The following is a 14,905-nucleotide window of genomic DNA, read 5'->3' as shown; positions in this document are numbered from 1 at the left end:
TGATCCATGTCCTCTCGCGAAATCCGCATCGCCACCCGTAAAAGTGCGCTGGCCCTCTGGCAGGCCGAATACGTTAAAGCCCGTCTGGAAGCGGCCCATCCGGGCCTGCTGGTGACGCTGGTGCCCATGGTCAGTCGCGGCGACAAGCTGCTCGATTCGCCACTGTCGAAAATCGGCGGCAAGGGTCTGTTCGTCAAAGAACTGGAAACCGCGCTGCTCGAAAACGAAGCCGACATCGCCGTCCACTCGATGAAAGACGTGCCGATGGACTTTCCTGAAGGCCTCGGTCTGTTCTGCATTTGCGAGCGCGAAGACCCGCGCGATGCCTTCGTTTCCAACACCTATGCCAGCCTCGATGCGTTGCCTGCGGGCGCCATTGTCGGCACGTCGAGCCTGCGTCGTCAGGCGCAATTGCTGACGCGTCGCCCGGATCTGGAAATCCGCTTCCTGCGCGGTAACGTCAACACGCGTCTGGCCAAGCTCGATGCCGGTGAGTACGACGCGATCATCCTCGCCGCGGCCGGTTTGATCCGCCTCGGTTTCGAAGAACGCATTACCTCGGCGATCAGTGTCGATGACAGCCTGCCGGCCGGTGGCCAGGGCGCGGTCGGCATCGAATGCCGCAGCGCCGACACTGAAATTCACGCCTTGCTCGCACCGCTGCATCACGCCGACACCTCGTCGCGCGTGACTGCCGAACGTGCCCTCAACAAACATCTGAATGGCGGCTGCCAAGTGCCGATCGCCTGCTACGCCGTGCTGGAAGGCGAGCAGTTGTGGTTGCGCGGTCTGGTCGGCGAACCGAGCGGTGGCTTGCTGCTCAGCGCTGAAGCTCGCGCACCACGGGCTGACGCCGAAGCGTTGGGCGTGCGGGTCGCCGAAGACTTGCTGAGCCAGGGCGCAGCCGAGATTCTCAAGACAGTCTATGGCGAGGCAGGTCACGAGTGACCGCTTGGCGCCTGCTGCTGACGCGCCCTGCGGAAGACTGTGCGGCGCTGGCGGAGACGTTGGCGGCGCAGGGTGTTTTCAGTAGCTGCTTGCCGCTTCTGGACATTGTTGCGCTGCCGGTCTCTGACAATATTCGTCAGGCGATGGCGAGCTTGCAGAGTTGTAACGCGGTGATCGTGGTCAGCAAACCGGCGGCACGCATTGCGCTGGATCTGCTTGGCAATTCATCGTCGCTGACGATGCCTTGGTTCAGTGTCGGCGCGGCGACCGCACAGATTCTGCGCGAGCATGGCCTTGACGTGAGCTTCCCGGACGATGGCGATGACAGCGAAGCCTTGCTGCAATTGCCGCGTCTGCGTGAAGCGGTCAGCCAGCCCGGCGCGCAGGTGATGATCCTGCGCGGCGAGGGCGGGCGCGAGCTGCTCGCCGAGCGTCTGCGCGCGCTAGGTGCTAGTGTCGAATATCTGGAATTGTATCGACGCGACCTGCCAGCGTACGCGCCGAAAGAGCTGCCACGGCGGTTGCAAGCGGAACGCTTGAACGGGCTGGTGGTCAGCAGTGGACAGGGTTTTGAGCACCTGCGCGAAATGGCCGGCGATGCCTGGCCGGAAATTGCGCAATTGCCGTTGTTTGTACCAAGCCCGAGAGTCGCCGAGCTGGCACGTGCCGCCGGGGCTCAAACAGTTGTGGATTGCCGCGGCGCGAATGCCGCGGCTTTGCTGACGGCGTTACGGGAAAATCCCGGGCCCGTTCTCTAATGCAAAGGATGGATACGTGAGCGAAACAGCCTTGCCTAAAGATGATGTCCAGCCTGTGATCGATGCTCAGGTTGAAACTCCACCGCCGGCCAAAGAGCCGCGCCGAGGCAATGGACTGGCCATCGTCGCCCTGTTGCTCGGCGCAGCCGGCGTCGCGATCGGTGGCTGGGGTGTCTGGCAGGTGCGTCACCTGCAGACCAACACGCAAGCGCAGTCGGGTGAAGTGCAGGCGCTGAACGATCAGGCACAGACCCTGAAGCTCAACGAGCAGCGCCTGACCGAACGCCTCGCGCAGTTGCCGGGCGCCGATGAACTTGCCGAACGCCAGCGTCTGGTGACGCAGCTTCAGGGCGATCAACAGCGCCTCAATCAACGTCTGGAAACCGTCCTCGGCGCAAGTCGCAAGGACTGGCGACTGGCCGAGGCCGAGCATCTGCTGCGTCTGGCCAGCCTGCGTCTTTCAGCGTTGCAGGACATCAGCAGCGCTCAGGCACTGGTGCAGGGTGCCGACGAAATCCTCCGCGAACAGAACGATCCGGGCGCCTTCGCGGCCCGCGAGCAAGTGGCCAAAACCCTCGTCGCCCTGCGCAGCACCGAGCAGCCGGATCGCACCGGATTGTTCCTGCGCATCGGTGCACTGCGTGATCAGGTGGTCGGGCTCACCGAGCTGGCGCCCGAGTACAAAGATCGCGGCGAATCGCTGCTGGGCCTGACCGCTGACGGTGACGGCGCCAGTCGTTGGGCGCAGTGGTGGGATCAGGTCTCGCGTTACATCCGCATCGATTTCAATGCGGATAAAAACGTGCGGCCGCTGCTGGCCGGGCAGAGTCTGAGCCAAGTGCGCCTGGCCCTGAGCCTGGCCCTGGAACAGGCGCAGTGGGCGGCCCTCAATGGTCAGGCGCCGGTTTACACCCAGGCCATGGCCGAAGCGCGTGATGTGCTCAAAGGCAATTTCAATCCGGACAACCCGCAAAGCAAAGTGATGCTGGAACAGGTCGGCGAGCTGAGCAAAGAACCGGTCACCGTCAACACGCCGGACATGACTGGCACCCTGAGTGCGGTGCAAGGTTATCTCGAACGCCGTAACGTCAACGCTGAAGAATCGGTGAAACCGTTCGCCAAACCTGCCGCGAATCCTGCGCAGGAGGCAACGCCATGAAACGCCTGTATGTGATCGTGTTTCTGGTGATCGCGGCGACGGCAGCGCTTGGGTTTGCGGTGGCGCAGCATTCCGGTTACGTGCTGATCGCCTACAAGAGCTTCCGCTATGAAGCGAGCCTGTGGGCAACGCTCGGGCTGATCGCGGTGTTGTGGCTGCTGATCTGGGGCATCAAGGCCTTGGTTGAATTGGTGATGGCTTCCAGCGGTGTGGTCAATCCTTGGTCGCGACGCAATCGCAGCCGTCGTGTGCAAGTGGCGATCGAGCATGGTCAGCTGGATCTCGCCGAAGGTCGTTGGGCCAGTGCGCAGCGGCATCTTTCTCGCGCCGCCGAGGCCGAGCGCCAGCCACTGCTGTACTACCTCGGAGCCGCCCGTGCGGCCAATGAGCAAGGCAATTACGAAGAATGTGATCGTCTGCTGGAGCGTGCGCTGGAGCGTCAGCCGCAAGCCGAGCTGGCGATTGCCCTGAGTCATGCGCAGTTGCAGACCGATCGCGGCGACACCGATGGTGCGCTGGTCACCCTGCAAGCCATGCACGAACGCCATCCGCACAACGCGCAAACCCTGCGCCAATTGCATCGCCTGCATCAGCAGCGCGGCGATTGGTCGGCGGTGATTCGCCTGCTGCCAGAGCTGCGCAAAGACAAAGTGCTGCCGCCAGCCGAACTGTCTGAACTGGAGCGTCGTGCCTGGGGTGAAAACCTGTCGCTGGCTGCGCACCGCGAAGAAGACGGCACCGTGGGTTTGCAGTCGCTCCAGCGGGCGTGGCAGCAACTCACTTCGGCTCAGCGTCAAGAAGCGCCGCTGGTGCTGGCCTACGCCGAACAACTGCGTCAGCTGGGCGCTCAGGTCGAGGCGGAAGAAGTGCTGCGCACCGCGCTCAAGCGCCAGTACGACAGTCATCTGGCGCGTCTCTATGGTCTGGTGCGCGGCAGCGATCCGGCGCGTCAGTTGCAGACCGCTGAAGGCTGGCTCAAGGAACATCCAAATGATCCGAGCTTGCTGCTGACCCTCGGCCGTCTGTGTCTGCAGACCAGTCTGTGGGGCAAGGCGCGCGACTATCTGGAAAGCAGCCTGCGCGTGCAGCGCAACCCGGAAACCTGTGCGGAGCTGGCGCGTCTGCTGGCGCAGCTCGGGGATACCGATCGCAGTAATCAGCTGTTCCAGGAAGGCCTAGGCCTGCTCGATGAACGCCTGCTCGCGGCGCCATTGCCGGTGCCGGCACGCGTCTGAATCGACGAGGGAGTTCGCTCCCTCGTGTAGGTTTCCCGACCGAATAATTCCCCGCAAATGGGCGCCAGAGGCAAAGTCCTACGAGCGCCTTCTTCTTTTCCTTCCTGCCCTGTCGGGTTTTCCCTACACCTTTGCCGAAGTGTCGGCAGCCCCTTGCCTTGAAAGGCTTACGCGCTTTCCTCTACCGTAACTACCTGTCTCTACTGTTACGGAAAAGCCATGTCGTTGGCCTGCTCACGCTCCTTGTTTTTCATGGCTTTCACTGCGGGGGCCGTTGCCCTGGGAGCTTCCTATTACCTCGAATACGCGATCGGGCTGGCGCCGTGCAGTCTGTGCCTGGTGCAGCGTTTGTTCCTGACGCTGCTGACGGCCGTCTGCGGCCTGGCGGCGGTGCATGGCCCGCAACGTGTCGGTCTGTCGCTCTATTGGCTGGCGGCGCTGGGTGCCAGTCTGGTGGGCACGACGGCGGCCTGGCGGCAGGTGCTGTTGCAGAGTGATCCGCTGTTGCAACTGGTGGAATGCTCGCCCGATCCCGAGACCCTGTTCAGCCGTTTACCATGGCTGTGCGCAACACTGCGGATGTTTAACGGCAGCGCCGATTGCGCCGAAATTTCCTGGACGCTGTTTGATTTGAGCATCCCGGAATGGAGTTTGCTGTTCTTTGTCGGGGTGTCGATTCTGGCGTTTTATCAACTGCTGCGGCTGGTCTGCAACGCTCTGCAACGACCGCTCAGCGGCGAAGCGTCGCACCAAGGGCTGGTCAGGGATTAAACACTTGTATGAACTTTATCTCCTGCGTACCTTGATGCCATAGGCGCGCGGGCATAATCTGGCCCGCACGTGTCATTGGAATTATGTTGCTCGATGACGCTCTGCCCGGCCGCCCTCCAAGCGATAAACCAGAAGAGAGGCGCGGGTGTAGAGCAGCATGACCCACAAGGGAAGAGAGACCGCCATGCTCGAAAGTTGTCAGAATGCTCAGGAACGTTGGGGTGGAGTTCATCTGCTGATCGACCGCTGGTTGCAAGAGCGTGAAGATCTGATCGGTGCCTACGACAATCTCGGTGCACAGCCTGAGTCGCTGTCCGAGAGCCGCAAGCCTTTGCAGGAATTCTGCGGCGTGCTGGTCGATTACGTGTCGGCCGGGCACTTCGAAATCTACGAACAGCTGACTGGCGAAGCCAAGGCGTTCAACGACAAACGCGGTCTGGAACTCGCCGAGACGATCTACCCGCGCATCGACGTCATCACCGAGAAGCTGCTCGCGTTCAATGACCTTTGCGATGAAGGCAAATGCGTTGCCGAGAAATTCAAAGAACTCGGTGGTTTGCTGCACGAGCGCTTCGAACTCGAAGACTGCCTGATCGAAGTGCTGCACACAGCACACAAGGAAGAAGATCCGGTTCAGGCCTGATTCTTTTCTCTGATCAAAAAAACGGTGCGCCCAAAGCGCACCGTTTTTTATTGCCTGCTCAACTGCTCGCGCCGCGCAACTCCACTTCAAATACCAGCGGTGTAAACGGTGCGATCAAGTCGCCGGCACCATCAGCGCCATAGGCCTGATCCGATGGAATCACCAAACGCCATTTCGCCCCCACCGGCATGTTTTGCAAAGCGCTGCGCCAACCGGCGATCACGCTGTCGAGGTTGAACCATTGCGGCTGAGTGTTCTGATCGAACACGGTGCCGTCCGGCAAGCGACCGACATACAGCACCTGCACTTTTCCATCCGGACCGGCCTTGTTGCCGGTGCCTGGCGAAAGCTCGGTGAGGAGGATGCCATCGGCCAATTCCTTTACGCCCGGTTTGGCTTTTTCAGCGGTGAGAAAACGCTGTTCGTTTTCCATCGCGGCATCGCTCGAAGGCTGTGTCGAGTGCTCGGCATTTTGCGCTTCGTGATCGGCCAGAACCTGTTCGATACGCGCTTCACTCAGCGCCAGCGGCTTGCCTTGATACGCCTGCTGCAAGCCCTCGACCAATGCCTGAATCTGTAGCTGCGGGACTTCCTGACGCAGCCGTTCACCCAGGCTGGCGCCGAGGCTGTAGGCCAGATCGTGAGCATCGTTCGCAGTGGATTTTTCGTCAGCGTGGGCTGCAGAAAAGATCACGCAGAGGGATAAAAAAAAGTAGCGCGACATGGTCACTGCTCCGTCCTGAATTGCGCTGGATTATGCCAGCGCAAACGTCTGCAACGGTGAACTGCTTTTGCCTTTGTGCAGAACATTTTCACTTCGTTGCAACGCAACTGTTTCGATACTGTCAACATGACCTAGCGGCGGTGTCAGCAGAGGTCTAGTATGAGCCGCACTCACGTCAGCCAGGAGGTAAACCATGTCGGCCACCAAGAAGCCTGTAAACACTCCGTTGCACTTACTCCAACAACTCTCGGGCAGCCTGCTCGAGCATTTGGAAAACGCTTGCTCGCAAGCCTTGGCTGATGCTGAAAAACTGCTCGCCAAGCTGGAAAAGCAACGCGGCAAGGCGCAAGAAAAACTGCACAAATCCCGCACCAAATTGCAGGACGCAGCCACTGCCGGTAAAGCCAAGGCACAGACCAAAGCCAAAGGCGCAGTGAAAGAACTGGAAGATCTGCTCGATGCGCTGAAGGATCGTCAGTCCGACACCCGCAGCTACATTCTGCAACTCAAGCGCGATGCCCAGGAAAGCCTGAAACTGGCCCAGGGTGTTGGCCGCGTTCAAGAAGCAGTGGGCAAGGTATTGTCGACTCGCTCGGCCAAACCAGCAGCGGCACCGGCGAAGAAAGCCGCGGCCAAACCCGCTGCAGCCAAAGCTCCAGCGAAAACTGCGGCGGCCAAGCCTGCTGCAAAAGCGGCTGCTAAATCCGCTGCCAAGCCTGCTGCAAGAGCACCGGTGAAAGCCGCTGCAAAACCAGCTACCAAAGCGGCTGCAAAACCTGCTGCGAAAAAACCTGCTGCGGCGAGCGCTGCAAAACCAGCAGCTAAAACCACAGCGGCAAAACCTGCTGCGCGGACTGCCGCTGCCAAGCCGGCTACCCGTGCCGCTGCTGCTAAACCAGCTGCGAAGCCAGCCGCTGCCAAAGCTGCTCCAGCGAAAACCGCCGCTGCTAAACCGGCCGCCAAACCTGCTGCCAAAGCTGCGGCAAAACCTGCTGCTAAAACTGCCGCTGCAAAACCCGCTGCCAAGACTGCCGCTAAACCAGCAGCAGCCAAACCTGCGGCAAAAGCGCCAGCCAAAGCTGCTGCAAAACCGGCTGCCAAACCAGCCGTGAAAGCCGCCGCCAAACCGGCAGCCAAGCCAGCCGCTAAACCGGCCGCTGCTGCCAAACCAGCGACTGCTGCTGCCAAGCCTGCTGCTGCAAAACCAGCCGCAAAACCAGCCGTTAAAAAGCCAGCCGCTGCCAAACCAGCTGCCGCCAAACCGGCTACCGCGCCTGCCGCCAAACCTGCCGCTCCGGCAGCGTCGGCTGCGCCATCGGCACCTGCTCCAGCCGCGACTACCTCGACGCCATCGACTGCGCCATCGCCAGCCGCTGTGTCGAGCACCAGCAACAACCCAACCAGCGCTTCCTAAACGCCGGTCGCCGCGACGCGCAGCACTTGCAGCGCGTCGCGGTTCGGGTTGGCCGCCGTGCCGGCCAAGCCTTCAAGCCAGGTCATCGAACCTGCATCGTTTCGCGTCCATTCCTGCGCCACACCTTCAAGCCGTGACAGCAACGCTCGCTCAGCTTCCAGCTCAAGTGATTTGATCTGCTCGCGCATGCCTTTCAACACCGCGTCATCCACCGCCCGTGCTTTCCATTGCATACGCAGTGTCCGCAGCGGTTGCACCACTTCGATATCCCATGGCGCGGTCAGCGCCTGAAGTTCGCTGATGCGTTGTTCATCGCAGGTCACCCCGCGTTGCTCCAGCCATAAACCGCACAACAGCAGGCACACGTTCGCGCCCGCCGTTTGCAGTTGCAGGCAGGCGTCTTCCACGCCCGGACGGGCGTAGGTGGCAAGGGAAAAGCTCCACAGGTCAGAGGACATCGTGCTACTCGCGCCAGTTGTGAGCGAAGCTGGTAGACTCCGCCGCCATTATGATCCGACTTCAGAACCTGACTTTACAGCGTGGCCCGCAACGTCTGCTAGAAGACGCCGAGCTGACCCTGCACGCCGGCCACAAAGCCGGCCTCATCGGTGCCAACGGCGCCGGCAAATCGAGCCTGTTCGCCTTGATTCGGGGCGAACTGCACCCCGACTCGGGTGATTGCTTCTTGCCGGCTGACTGGCGCATCGCCCACATGCGCCAGGAAATCGAGACGCTCGAGCGCCTTGCCGTCGACTATGTGCTCGATGGCGACCTGCGTCTACGCGAGGTGCAACGTGACCTCGCCGCTGCCGAAGCCGCGCATGACGGTGCCGCTCAGGCCCGTCTGCACTCGGAACTCGACAGCGCCGACGGTTACACCGCCGATGCGCGGGCGCGCAAGTTGCTCGCCGGTCTCGGTTTCACCAACGAGCAGATGGATCGTCAGGTCGGGGATTTCTCCGGCGGCTGGCGGATGCGTCTGAACCTGGCGCAAGCGTTGATGTGTCCGTCGGACTTGTTGCTGCTCGACGAACCGACCAACCACTTGGATCTCGACGCCATCATCTGGCTCGAAGAGTGGCTGAAAAACTACCCGGGCACTTTGCTGCTGATTTCCCACGACCGTGATTTCCTCGACGAAGTCGTCGATCACGTCGCGCATGTCGATCAGCGCAAGATCACCTTGTACCGCGGTGGCTACAGCGCCTTCGAGCGCGCCCGTGCCGAGCGTCTGGCCCAGCAGCAACAGGCCTACGAGAAGCAGCAGGCGCAGCGTGCGCACATGGAAAGCTACATCGCCCGCTTCAAGGCGCAAGCCACCAAGGCCCGTCAGGCGCAGAGCCGGATCAAGGCCCTGGAGCGCATGGAAGAGTTGTCGGCGGCCCACGTCGATTCGCCGTTCGATTTCGTCTTCCGCGAGTCGACGAAGATCTCCAGCCCGCTGATCGACCTGTCCGATGCCAGCCTCGGTTACGGCGACAAAACCATCCTCGAGAAGGTCAAGCTGCAACTGACCCCGGGTGCGCGGATCGGCCTGCTCGGGCCGAACGGCGCGGGTAAATCGACGCTGATCAAGAACCTCGCGGGTGAGCTATCGCCGATCGCCGGGCGTCTGACCCGTGGTGAAAACACCGTGGTCGGCTACTTCGCTCAGCATCAGCTCGACTCGCTGGATTCCAAGGCCAGCCCGTTGCTGCACATGCAGCGTCTGGCGCCGAGCGAACGCGAGCAGACCTTGCGCGACTTCCTCGGCGGTTTCGACTTCCGTGGCGCGCGCATCGATGAGCCGGTGCTGAATTTCTCCGGTGGCGAAAAGGCGCGTCTGGCCTTGGCGTTGATCGCCTGGGAACGCCCGAACCTGCTGCTGCTGGACGAACCGACCAACCACCTCGACCTGGAAATGCGCCTGGCGCTGACCATGGCGCTGCAGGAATTCAGCGGCGCGGTATTGGTGGTATCTCACGATCGGCACTTGCTCAAGAGCACCACCGATAACTTCTACCTGGTCGCGGACGGCAAGGTCGAAGAATTCGATGGCGACCTCGAAGACTACGCGCGCTGGCTGGTGGAATACCGTCAGCGCAACGCGCCGGTCAGCAACACTCCGGTCAACCCGGACAAGACCGACAAGAAAGCTCAGCGGCAGGCTGCCGCTGCTCTGCGTCAGCAACTGGCACCGCACAAGCGTGAAGCTGACAAGCTTGAAGCTGAACTGGGCAAGCTCCACGAGAAGCTCGCCAAGGTTGATGCCAGCCTCGGCGACAGCGACATCTACGAGCCGGCGCGCAAGAACGAATTGCGTGATCTGCTCGCCGAACAGGCCAAGCTGAAAGTTCGCGAAGGCGAGCTGGAAGAGGCGTGGATGGAAGCCCTCGAGGTGCTGGAAAGCATGCAGGCGGAGCTGGAGGCGCTGTCCTGATGGAAGCGTTCAAGCTGCCGCTGCCGGCGGTGTGGGTCGAGCCAATCTGGTTTACCGTGCAGATTCTGCTGATCTTGCTCGCCGGCTATCTCACCCAGCGCTTCGTTGCCAAAGGCCTGACCCGATTGGGCGAGCGCTATCCGTTTCCACCGCAGTTGCTGGTGCCGCTGCGCGGCGTGTTGCGCTGGCTGATCATGGGCAGCGCGCTGATCTTCGTCTTGGAGCGCCTCGGTGTCTCGGCCACGGTGTTGTGGACGGCGCTGTCGGGTTTCGTCGCGGTAGCGGCGGTGGCGTTCTTTGCGATGTGGAGTGTGCTGTCGAATCTGCTTTGCGCGATTCTGATCTTCACGGTCGGGCCGTTTCGGCTGGGCGATATCGTTGAGTTGGTCGACACCACGGACAAGCCAGGGGTGAAGGGCCGGGTGGTGGCGATCAATCTGCTCTACACCACGCTGATCGAGGCGGAAGAGTTGGGGACTGGCAGCGCGATGGTGCAGGTACCGAACAGTTTGTTCTTCCAGCGCTCGGTGCGGCGTTGGCGCGGGACGGATGTGTTTCCGTCTAGCGGTTTCGAGAAGTAGATTCTGCGGCGTCTGTTCTGACGCCTTCGCGAGCAAGCTCGCTCCCACATTTGATCGCGGTCTACTGTGGGAGCGAGCTTGCTCGCGAAGGGGCCCTCAGGAGCACCTGCAACATTCAGCAAAAAATCGGTAGTCATCCATTCAAACCCGCATTAGCTTAGGCATTTGTCACGAGCATGAGTCGAGGTGTGCGATGGAGCTTCAAACATGGCTGGCGTTTTTTGCCGCCTGCTGGGTGATCAGTCTGTCCCCGGGGGCTGGCGCCATTGCGTCGATGTCCAGCGGTCTGCAATACGGTTTCTGGCGTGGTTACTGGAACGCCCTCGGCCTGCAAATCGGTCTGGCCGTGCAGATCGCGATTGTCGGCGCCGGTGTTGGCGCGATCCTGACCGCTTCGGCCACAGCCTTCCACGCGATCAAATGGTTTGGTGTCGCTTACCTCGTGTATCTGGCGATCAAGCAATGGCGCGCGCAGCCCATGGACATGAGCGATGACGCAGCGGTGCGGCCGATCGGCAAGCCGCTGGCATTGGTGTTCCGAGGCTTTCTGGTGAACATCAGCAACCCCAAGGCCCTGGTGTTCATGCTCGCGGTGCTGCCGCAGTTCATCAATCCGCATGCGCCGCTGCTGATTCAGTACGTGGTGATTGGCGTGACGATGGTCTGTGTCGACCTGATCGTGATGGCGGGTTACACCGGTCTGGCGTCGAAGGTGCTGCGCCTGTTGCGCACACCGCAGCAGCAGAAACGCATGAACCGCACCTTTGCCGGGCTGTTCATCGGCGCGGCGGCGTTTATGGCGACGCTGCGCAAAGCAGCCGCCTGAACCTCACAGATACACAAATGTGGTGAGGGGATTTATCCCCGATGGGCTGCGCAGCGGCCCCTTCTTTTAAGATCAAGAGGGGGCCCGCTTCGCGAGCCATCGGGGATAAATCCCCTCACCACAAAGTCCACAGCACAAGAGTCCTCAGCAGAAAAGTCCCCAGCACAAAATTCACTTCAAATTTGTGCAGGCCTGCAATCAGCGCAATATCACCGGCGCAGTATCACGCGGCAAATTGTTGCGCTGCGGTGCTTCACGCGGCTGTTCATAACCGTCGCCACCACCGAGCTGCATGCTCAGCTGCCCGGCCACGTCCTCACCCAACGCTTTCGACACATCACGCACCACCCGTGGGCGGTTCAGCGAGATCTTGATGTCGCGGTGGTTCACCAGTTTGGTGTCCTGCGCTTCGCCCATCGCTGTGAAGGCCGAAGTGATCTCGAAGGTCTTGGTATTGATCAGGCTGAAATCCGCCACCAACGTCAAAGCCAGCACCGCCGAATAGCTGTCGGTGTTCGCCAGTTCGTTGATGTCCTGGGTGAAGTCGATGTCCGACACGGTACCGAACAGCACGTAGTCGGCGCCCTTGAAATTGCCGGCCTTGATCCGCTTGATCACGTCGTAGACGTCACCCTTGGACGACGCGGTGTACGGCGTGCCCTGCACCAGTTGGAACATGCCGGTACGCAGAATTTCACCCTTGATGTCACCGGTGAATTTACGCAGCTCGCCTTGTTCGATGTAGCTGGTGCTCGCTTCGATCTCGTTGTAGCTCGAAGAGCCGCTCGCGCTGTAGTAACCCTCGCGATGGCTGCTCTGCGCCGAAACGATGTGGATGTATTGCTCCACACGCTCCTGATACGCCAGATCCGTTACCGCAACTTTCGGGGCCGCTTGCACGCTGAACGCGCAAGCCAGGGCCATCATGCCAATCCATGCGCGCATCAATTAACGCTCCGTGGTTTTGCGAATCTCTTTTTCGTCCATCCACTCGGCCAGACCGCTTTCAACGTCGATCAATTGCAGGCTGAATTTGTAGAAGACGTCCTTGTAGTCGCTGCTGCGCTTGACGATCGAGCTGATCGAACCTTCGATGCGGTACTTGGCGGCAACCATGTTGCCAGTCTTGGCCACGGTGCTCTTCTTGTACAGACCGCTCTGGTTTTGCAGCTTGAGCTGGTCAACCTGGCTCTGCATCGCATTGTTGTCGCTGGCAAAGCGGGCTACGCCGGTCTTCATCAGCTGAGTCTTGATGCTGGTGGTGATTTCGCGGGTGTCGATGTACTCGCTGGTCTTGTTCTTCACGTCGTAGACCTGAACCACCGGACGGCCCTGCAGGATGCCGGACTGGGCCAGCGAGCGGGTCATCGATTCGGCGATCATTTGCAGGTCGGTCGAACCGAATTCGTTGGTCACGGTTTCAACCGCTTTGGTGTCGCCGTAGCTGATGTTCTTGCTGCCCAGGGTCGGCGAAGTGTTGGCGCAACCGGAGGCCAGCAGGGCGATGACGGCGATGCAGGAAAAGCGTGCAAACATGGGAATGCTCTCTAAATCAGGAATAGGGTGGCGGGCTTACGGCGTCTTGATTTCCAGACGGAAGTCCACGGCTTTCGGGGTCGGGGCGATGCCCTGAATGAAGCTGGTCTGGGCGCCGTACATCATTTGGCTTTTCCAGACTTCTTCTTCGGCGATCGGGAAACCTTCCGCACCGAGCCAGGCGAAGCGGTAGTAGAAAATCTTGTTGCTGTTGAGGGTGTTGCTCAACTGCACATTGACCGTCATGAAACCGTTTTCGCGGGCGACGCGCATGGCGCCGACGACGATGTGTTTCTGCGGGCCCATGGCCACGACTTTGCTCGCGGCGCTGCCCGGCTCAGGCGGTGGCGGGGTGGCGCAGCCGCTGGCCAGCAAGGCGAGGGCGGCGACGGCGATGAGTTTGAAGCGCATGCAAAGACTCCGTTCTTAAGGTTGTTTGAGGCTGGCGACGTTGGTCGCGCTGGCGCTCGGCATCACGTGGGCGGCGATACCGCCGGCGAACACCTGGTTGCCGACGGCGCGCAGGCTGATCACTTGATAACGCTGATCGATGGTGACTTTGACCACCGAGCCGCCGACGGCGCTCGGCAGGGTGACCTGATGCTCACCTTTCTTCAAGCGCAGACGCACCACCTGGGTGTTGTCCGGCAGGGTGCGCCACGTACGGGTATCGGCACCTTCGAGCACAGCTGAAGAAATACCCACGGCGAGACCGGCCAGCGGGCTGGTTTCGTTGAGTTTCTTTTGCGCCACACCTTTGGTGATCGCGCGCACGGTGGTGCGTACGATGATGCCCGGCATGTCATCACGCAGGGCGCGGCGAGACATGGCGGTAGTGCTGTTGAGTGCGGTCAGATTGACTTGCTGACCGTCGACGCCGATCTGCGCAAAAGTCGCAGTGGAGGTATCCGCTTTGATGATCGGGAACGACAGCGGGGTGATTACCACGTTGTTGGCAATCGGCAATGGCAGCGGGATGCGGATTGAATCACGCGCCGGGGCCAGACCGCTTTGCACCACGATCAGGATGTCGCTGTCATCGGACTTCGACGGCTTGTCGAGGTCGATCAGCGCTTGTTCCAGCAGTGGCGTGTTCGGGCGCAGTTCGGCGGCTTTGCGGTAGCCCGGCGCGGCGAGGTCTTTTTCGCCCAGCGCTTCGTATACGTAGCCGGCCAGGTAATGGCTGAACGCACTCTGGTAGCTGTTCTTCAGGCCGACCACTTCCGGCGCGTCGAGGCTGGCGACCGGGTAACCCTGCAGGTCTTTGTACTGCGTCTTGACACCTTCTTTCTCGGCCTCTTCTTCGCTCTTGAGGTATTCCTTGTCGCGCAGGTCGGCGATCACCGCTTCACGTTCGTGAGTCTTTTTGATCGCGGTGCGGGCGCCGTCGAAATCGTTGACCGCCAACAAGTTCAGGGCCATCTGCGTGGTCAGCATGACTTTTTCGTAGTCGTAGCCTTCGTAGCGACGCACCTTGTCGTTGACGATGAAGCTGCCGAACTGGGCCAGCTACTTGCCGGTGTCGAGCTTGACCGAATCTTCCCACTGACCGACCACCACGTCGGCGCTGGTCCAGGCGTTCTGGCTGCCGGACAGGTCGCCCTTGGCGCGCAACAACTCACCTTTCTCGAAGTAATAGAGCAGGTCTTTGTCCGCGCTGGAGTTGTTCTTTTCCAGCAGGGTCAGCGCCGCGTCGACGTTGCCGGAGGCCAGTTGCTGATTGGTCTGGGCCAGTTCCGAATCGTAATTGCGAAAGGCCGAACAGCCGGACAGCAGAGTGACGGCGCTGAGCGCGATCAGAGTGGGGGCGCGGAATGCCATGGGGTGACGTCTTCCCTGAGTGCAGATAAATGCAGCCGCGTGTGCTGGTCGGGCTGTTGTGACCGATCGA

15 protein-coding genes and 1 pseudogene are annotated in these 14,905 nt (G+C 60.9%); 10 read left to right on the top strand and 6 right to left on the bottom strand.

Going from position 1 to position 14,905, the window contains the following annotated elements; translation table 11 throughout:
- Positions 1-6 precede the first annotated feature (6 nt).
- From hemC to AD669_RS26255, 6 genes are all read left to right on the top strand, one after another.
- Entirely contained in the window at positions 7-948 is a 942-nt protein-coding gene (gene hemC, locus AD669_RS26280; RefSeq protein WP_053124960.1) for a hydroxymethylbilane synthase, read from the top strand.
- A complete protein-coding gene (locus tag AD669_RS26275; RefSeq protein ID WP_053124958.1) occupies positions 945-1,706 on the top strand; it encodes a uroporphyrinogen-III synthase in 762 nt (253 codons plus the stop codon). Before hemC ends, AD669_RS26275 begins: the two co-directional genes overlap by 4 nt.
- 16 nt (positions 1,707-1,722) lie before the next feature.
- The gene (locus AD669_RS26270) at positions 1,723-2,865 is read left to right on the top strand and encodes a uroporphyrinogen-III C-methyltransferase (protein WP_053124956.1); all 1,143 of its coding nucleotides are present in this window, start codon (positions 1,723-1,725) and stop codon (positions 2,863-2,865) included.
- Entirely contained in the window at positions 2,862-4,100 is a 1,239-nt protein-coding gene (locus tag AD669_RS26265; RefSeq protein WP_053124954.1) for a heme biosynthesis protein HemY, read from the top strand. Before AD669_RS26270 ends, AD669_RS26265 begins: the two co-directional genes overlap by 4 nt.
- A 219-nt stretch (positions 4,101-4,319) precedes the next feature.
- Entirely contained in the window at positions 4,320-4,871 is a 552-nt protein-coding gene (locus tag AD669_RS26260; protein WP_053124951.1) for a disulfide bond formation protein B, read from the top strand.
- Between the two features lie 184 nt (positions 4,872-5,055).
- On the top strand, positions 5,056-5,514 hold the full coding sequence (locus AD669_RS26255; protein WP_053124949.1) for an Rsd/AlgQ family anti-sigma factor: 459 nt from the start codon (positions 5,056-5,058) through the stop codon (positions 5,512-5,514).
- A 58-nt stretch (positions 5,515-5,572) separates the two neighbouring features.
- Here the strand turns inward: AD669_RS26255 and AD669_RS26250 are convergent, their stop codons facing one another.
- Positions 5,573-6,238: an FKBP-type peptidyl-prolyl cis-trans isomerase gene (locus tag AD669_RS26250; RefSeq protein ID WP_053124947.1), complete on the bottom strand. Its 666-nt coding sequence runs from the start codon at positions 6,236-6,238 to the stop codon at positions 5,573-5,575.
- Positions 6,239-6,431: 193 nt separating this feature from the next.
- Here AD669_RS26250 and AD669_RS26245 point away from each other — a divergent pair, with 193 nt between their 5' ends.
- The gene (locus AD669_RS26245) at positions 6,432-7,652 is read left to right on the top strand and encodes an AlgP family protein (protein ID WP_053124945.1); all 1,221 of its coding nucleotides are present in this window, start codon (positions 6,432-6,434) and stop codon (positions 7,650-7,652) included.
- Here AD669_RS26245 and AD669_RS26240 read toward each other — a convergent pair.
- A complete protein-coding gene (locus AD669_RS26240; RefSeq protein WP_053124943.1) occupies positions 7,649-8,110 on the bottom strand; it encodes a TIGR02444 family protein in 462 nt (153 codons plus the stop codon). The two genes, AD669_RS26245 and AD669_RS26240, sit on opposite strands and share 4 nt — an antisense overlap.
- A 50-nt stretch (positions 8,111-8,160) precedes the next feature.
- Between AD669_RS26240 and AD669_RS26235 the strand changes: the two genes are divergently transcribed.
- The 3 genes from AD669_RS26235 to rhtB all read left to right on the top strand — a co-directional run bounded on the left by AD669_RS26235 (position 8,161) and on the right by rhtB (position 11,478).
- Positions 8,161-10,071 carry an ATP-binding cassette domain-containing protein gene (locus AD669_RS26235; RefSeq protein ID WP_053124941.1) on the top strand — a complete coding sequence of 637 codons (1,911 nt, stop codon included), beginning with the start codon at positions 8,161-8,163 and terminating at the stop codon, positions 10,069-10,071.
- Positions 10,071-10,652 (top strand): mechanosensitive ion channel family protein, encoded by a 582-nt coding sequence (locus AD669_RS26230; RefSeq protein ID WP_053124939.1) that lies wholly within the window; start codon positions 10,071-10,073, stop codon positions 10,650-10,652. Before AD669_RS26235 ends, AD669_RS26230 begins: the two co-directional genes overlap by 1 nt.
- A gap of 193 nt (positions 10,653-10,845) precedes the next feature.
- Positions 10,846-11,478, top strand: coding sequence for a homoserine/homoserine lactone efflux protein (rhtB, locus tag AD669_RS26225; protein WP_053124937.1), 633 nt, complete (start codon positions 10,846-10,848; stop codon positions 11,476-11,478).
- Positions 11,479-11,676: 198 nt separating this feature from the next.
- Here the strand turns inward: rhtB and AD669_RS26220 are convergent, their stop codons facing one another.
- The 4 genes and pseudogenes from AD669_RS26220 to AD669_RS26205 form a co-directional block, all read right to left on the bottom strand.
- The gene (locus tag AD669_RS26220) at positions 11,677-12,423 is read right to left on the bottom strand and encodes a hypothetical protein (RefSeq protein ID WP_053124935.1); all 747 of its coding nucleotides are present in this window, start codon (positions 12,421-12,423) and stop codon (positions 11,677-11,679) included.
- Positions 12,424-12,426: 3 nt separating this feature from the next.
- Positions 12,427-13,014, bottom strand: a complete 588-nt coding sequence (gene lpoB, locus AD669_RS26215; RefSeq protein ID WP_016772610.1) for a penicillin-binding protein activator LpoB — start codon at positions 13,012-13,014, stop codon at positions 12,427-12,429.
- Between the two features lie 36 nt (positions 13,015-13,050).
- Complete coding sequence (locus tag AD669_RS26210; RefSeq protein ID WP_007911131.1) at positions 13,051-13,425, bottom strand: YcfL family protein; 375 nt, start codon at positions 13,423-13,425, stop codon at positions 13,051-13,053.
- 15 nt (positions 13,426-13,440) lie between these two features.
- Positions 13,441-14,835, bottom strand: a pseudogene (locus tag AD669_RS26205) (COG3014 family protein).
- Positions 14,836-14,905: the final 70 nt, after the last annotated feature.

The sequence above is a fragment of the Pseudomonas sp. P1.31 genome (genome assembly GCF_001269815.1).
Lineage (GTDB): Bacteria > Pseudomonadota > Gammaproteobacteria > Pseudomonadales > Pseudomonadaceae > Aquipseudomonas > Aquipseudomonas rustica.
Note: the sequence above shows the minus strand (reverse complement) of the source record. Positions and strands in the feature narration are given on the sequence as shown.

What these genes read in the sequence shown, in the direction of transcription:
- AD669_RS26210 (WP_007911131.1), bottom strand. Translation starts at nt 13,425, where the DNA reads ATGCGCTTCAAACTCATCGCCGTCGCCGCCCTCGCCTTGCTGGCCAGC.
- AD669_RS26230 (WP_053124939.1), top strand. Translation starts at nt 10,071, where the DNA reads ATGGAAGCGTTCAAGCTGCCGCTGCCGGCGGTGTGGGTCGAGCCAATC.
- AD669_RS26220 (WP_053124935.1), bottom strand. Translation starts at nt 12,423, where the DNA reads ATGCGCGCATGGATTGGCATGATGGCCCTGGCTTGCGCGTTCAGCGTG.
- AD669_RS26265 (WP_053124954.1), top strand. Translation starts at nt 2,862, where the DNA reads ATGAAACGCCTGTATGTGATCGTGTTTCTGGTGATCGCGGCGACGGCA.
- AD669_RS26235 (WP_053124941.1), top strand. Translation starts at nt 8,161, where the DNA reads ATGATCCGACTTCAGAACCTGACTTTACAGCGTGGCCCGCAACGTCTG.
- hemC (WP_053124960.1), top strand. Translation starts at nt 7, where the DNA reads ATGTCCTCTCGCGAAATCCGCATCGCCACCCGTAAAAGTGCGCTGGCC.
- rhtB (WP_053124937.1), top strand. Translation starts at nt 10,846, where the DNA reads ATGGAGCTTCAAACATGGCTGGCGTTTTTTGCCGCCTGCTGGGTGATC.
- AD669_RS26240 (WP_053124943.1), bottom strand. Translation starts at nt 8,110, where the DNA reads ATGTCCTCTGACCTGTGGAGCTTTTCCCTTGCCACCTACGCCCGTCCG.
- AD669_RS26255 (WP_053124949.1), top strand. Translation starts at nt 5,056, where the DNA reads ATGCTCGAAAGTTGTCAGAATGCTCAGGAACGTTGGGGTGGAGTTCAT.
- lpoB (WP_016772610.1), bottom strand. Translation starts at nt 13,014, where the DNA reads ATGTTTGCACGCTTTTCCTGCATCGCCGTCATCGCCCTGCTGGCCTCC.
- AD669_RS26245 (WP_053124945.1), top strand. Translation starts at nt 6,432, where the DNA reads ATGTCGGCCACCAAGAAGCCTGTAAACACTCCGTTGCACTTACTCCAA.
- AD669_RS26250 (WP_053124947.1), bottom strand. Translation starts at nt 6,238, where the DNA reads ATGTCGCGCTACTTTTTTTTATCCCTCTGCGTGATCTTTTCTGCAGCC.
- AD669_RS26260 (WP_053124951.1), top strand. Translation starts at nt 4,320, where the DNA reads ATGTCGTTGGCCTGCTCACGCTCCTTGTTTTTCATGGCTTTCACTGCG.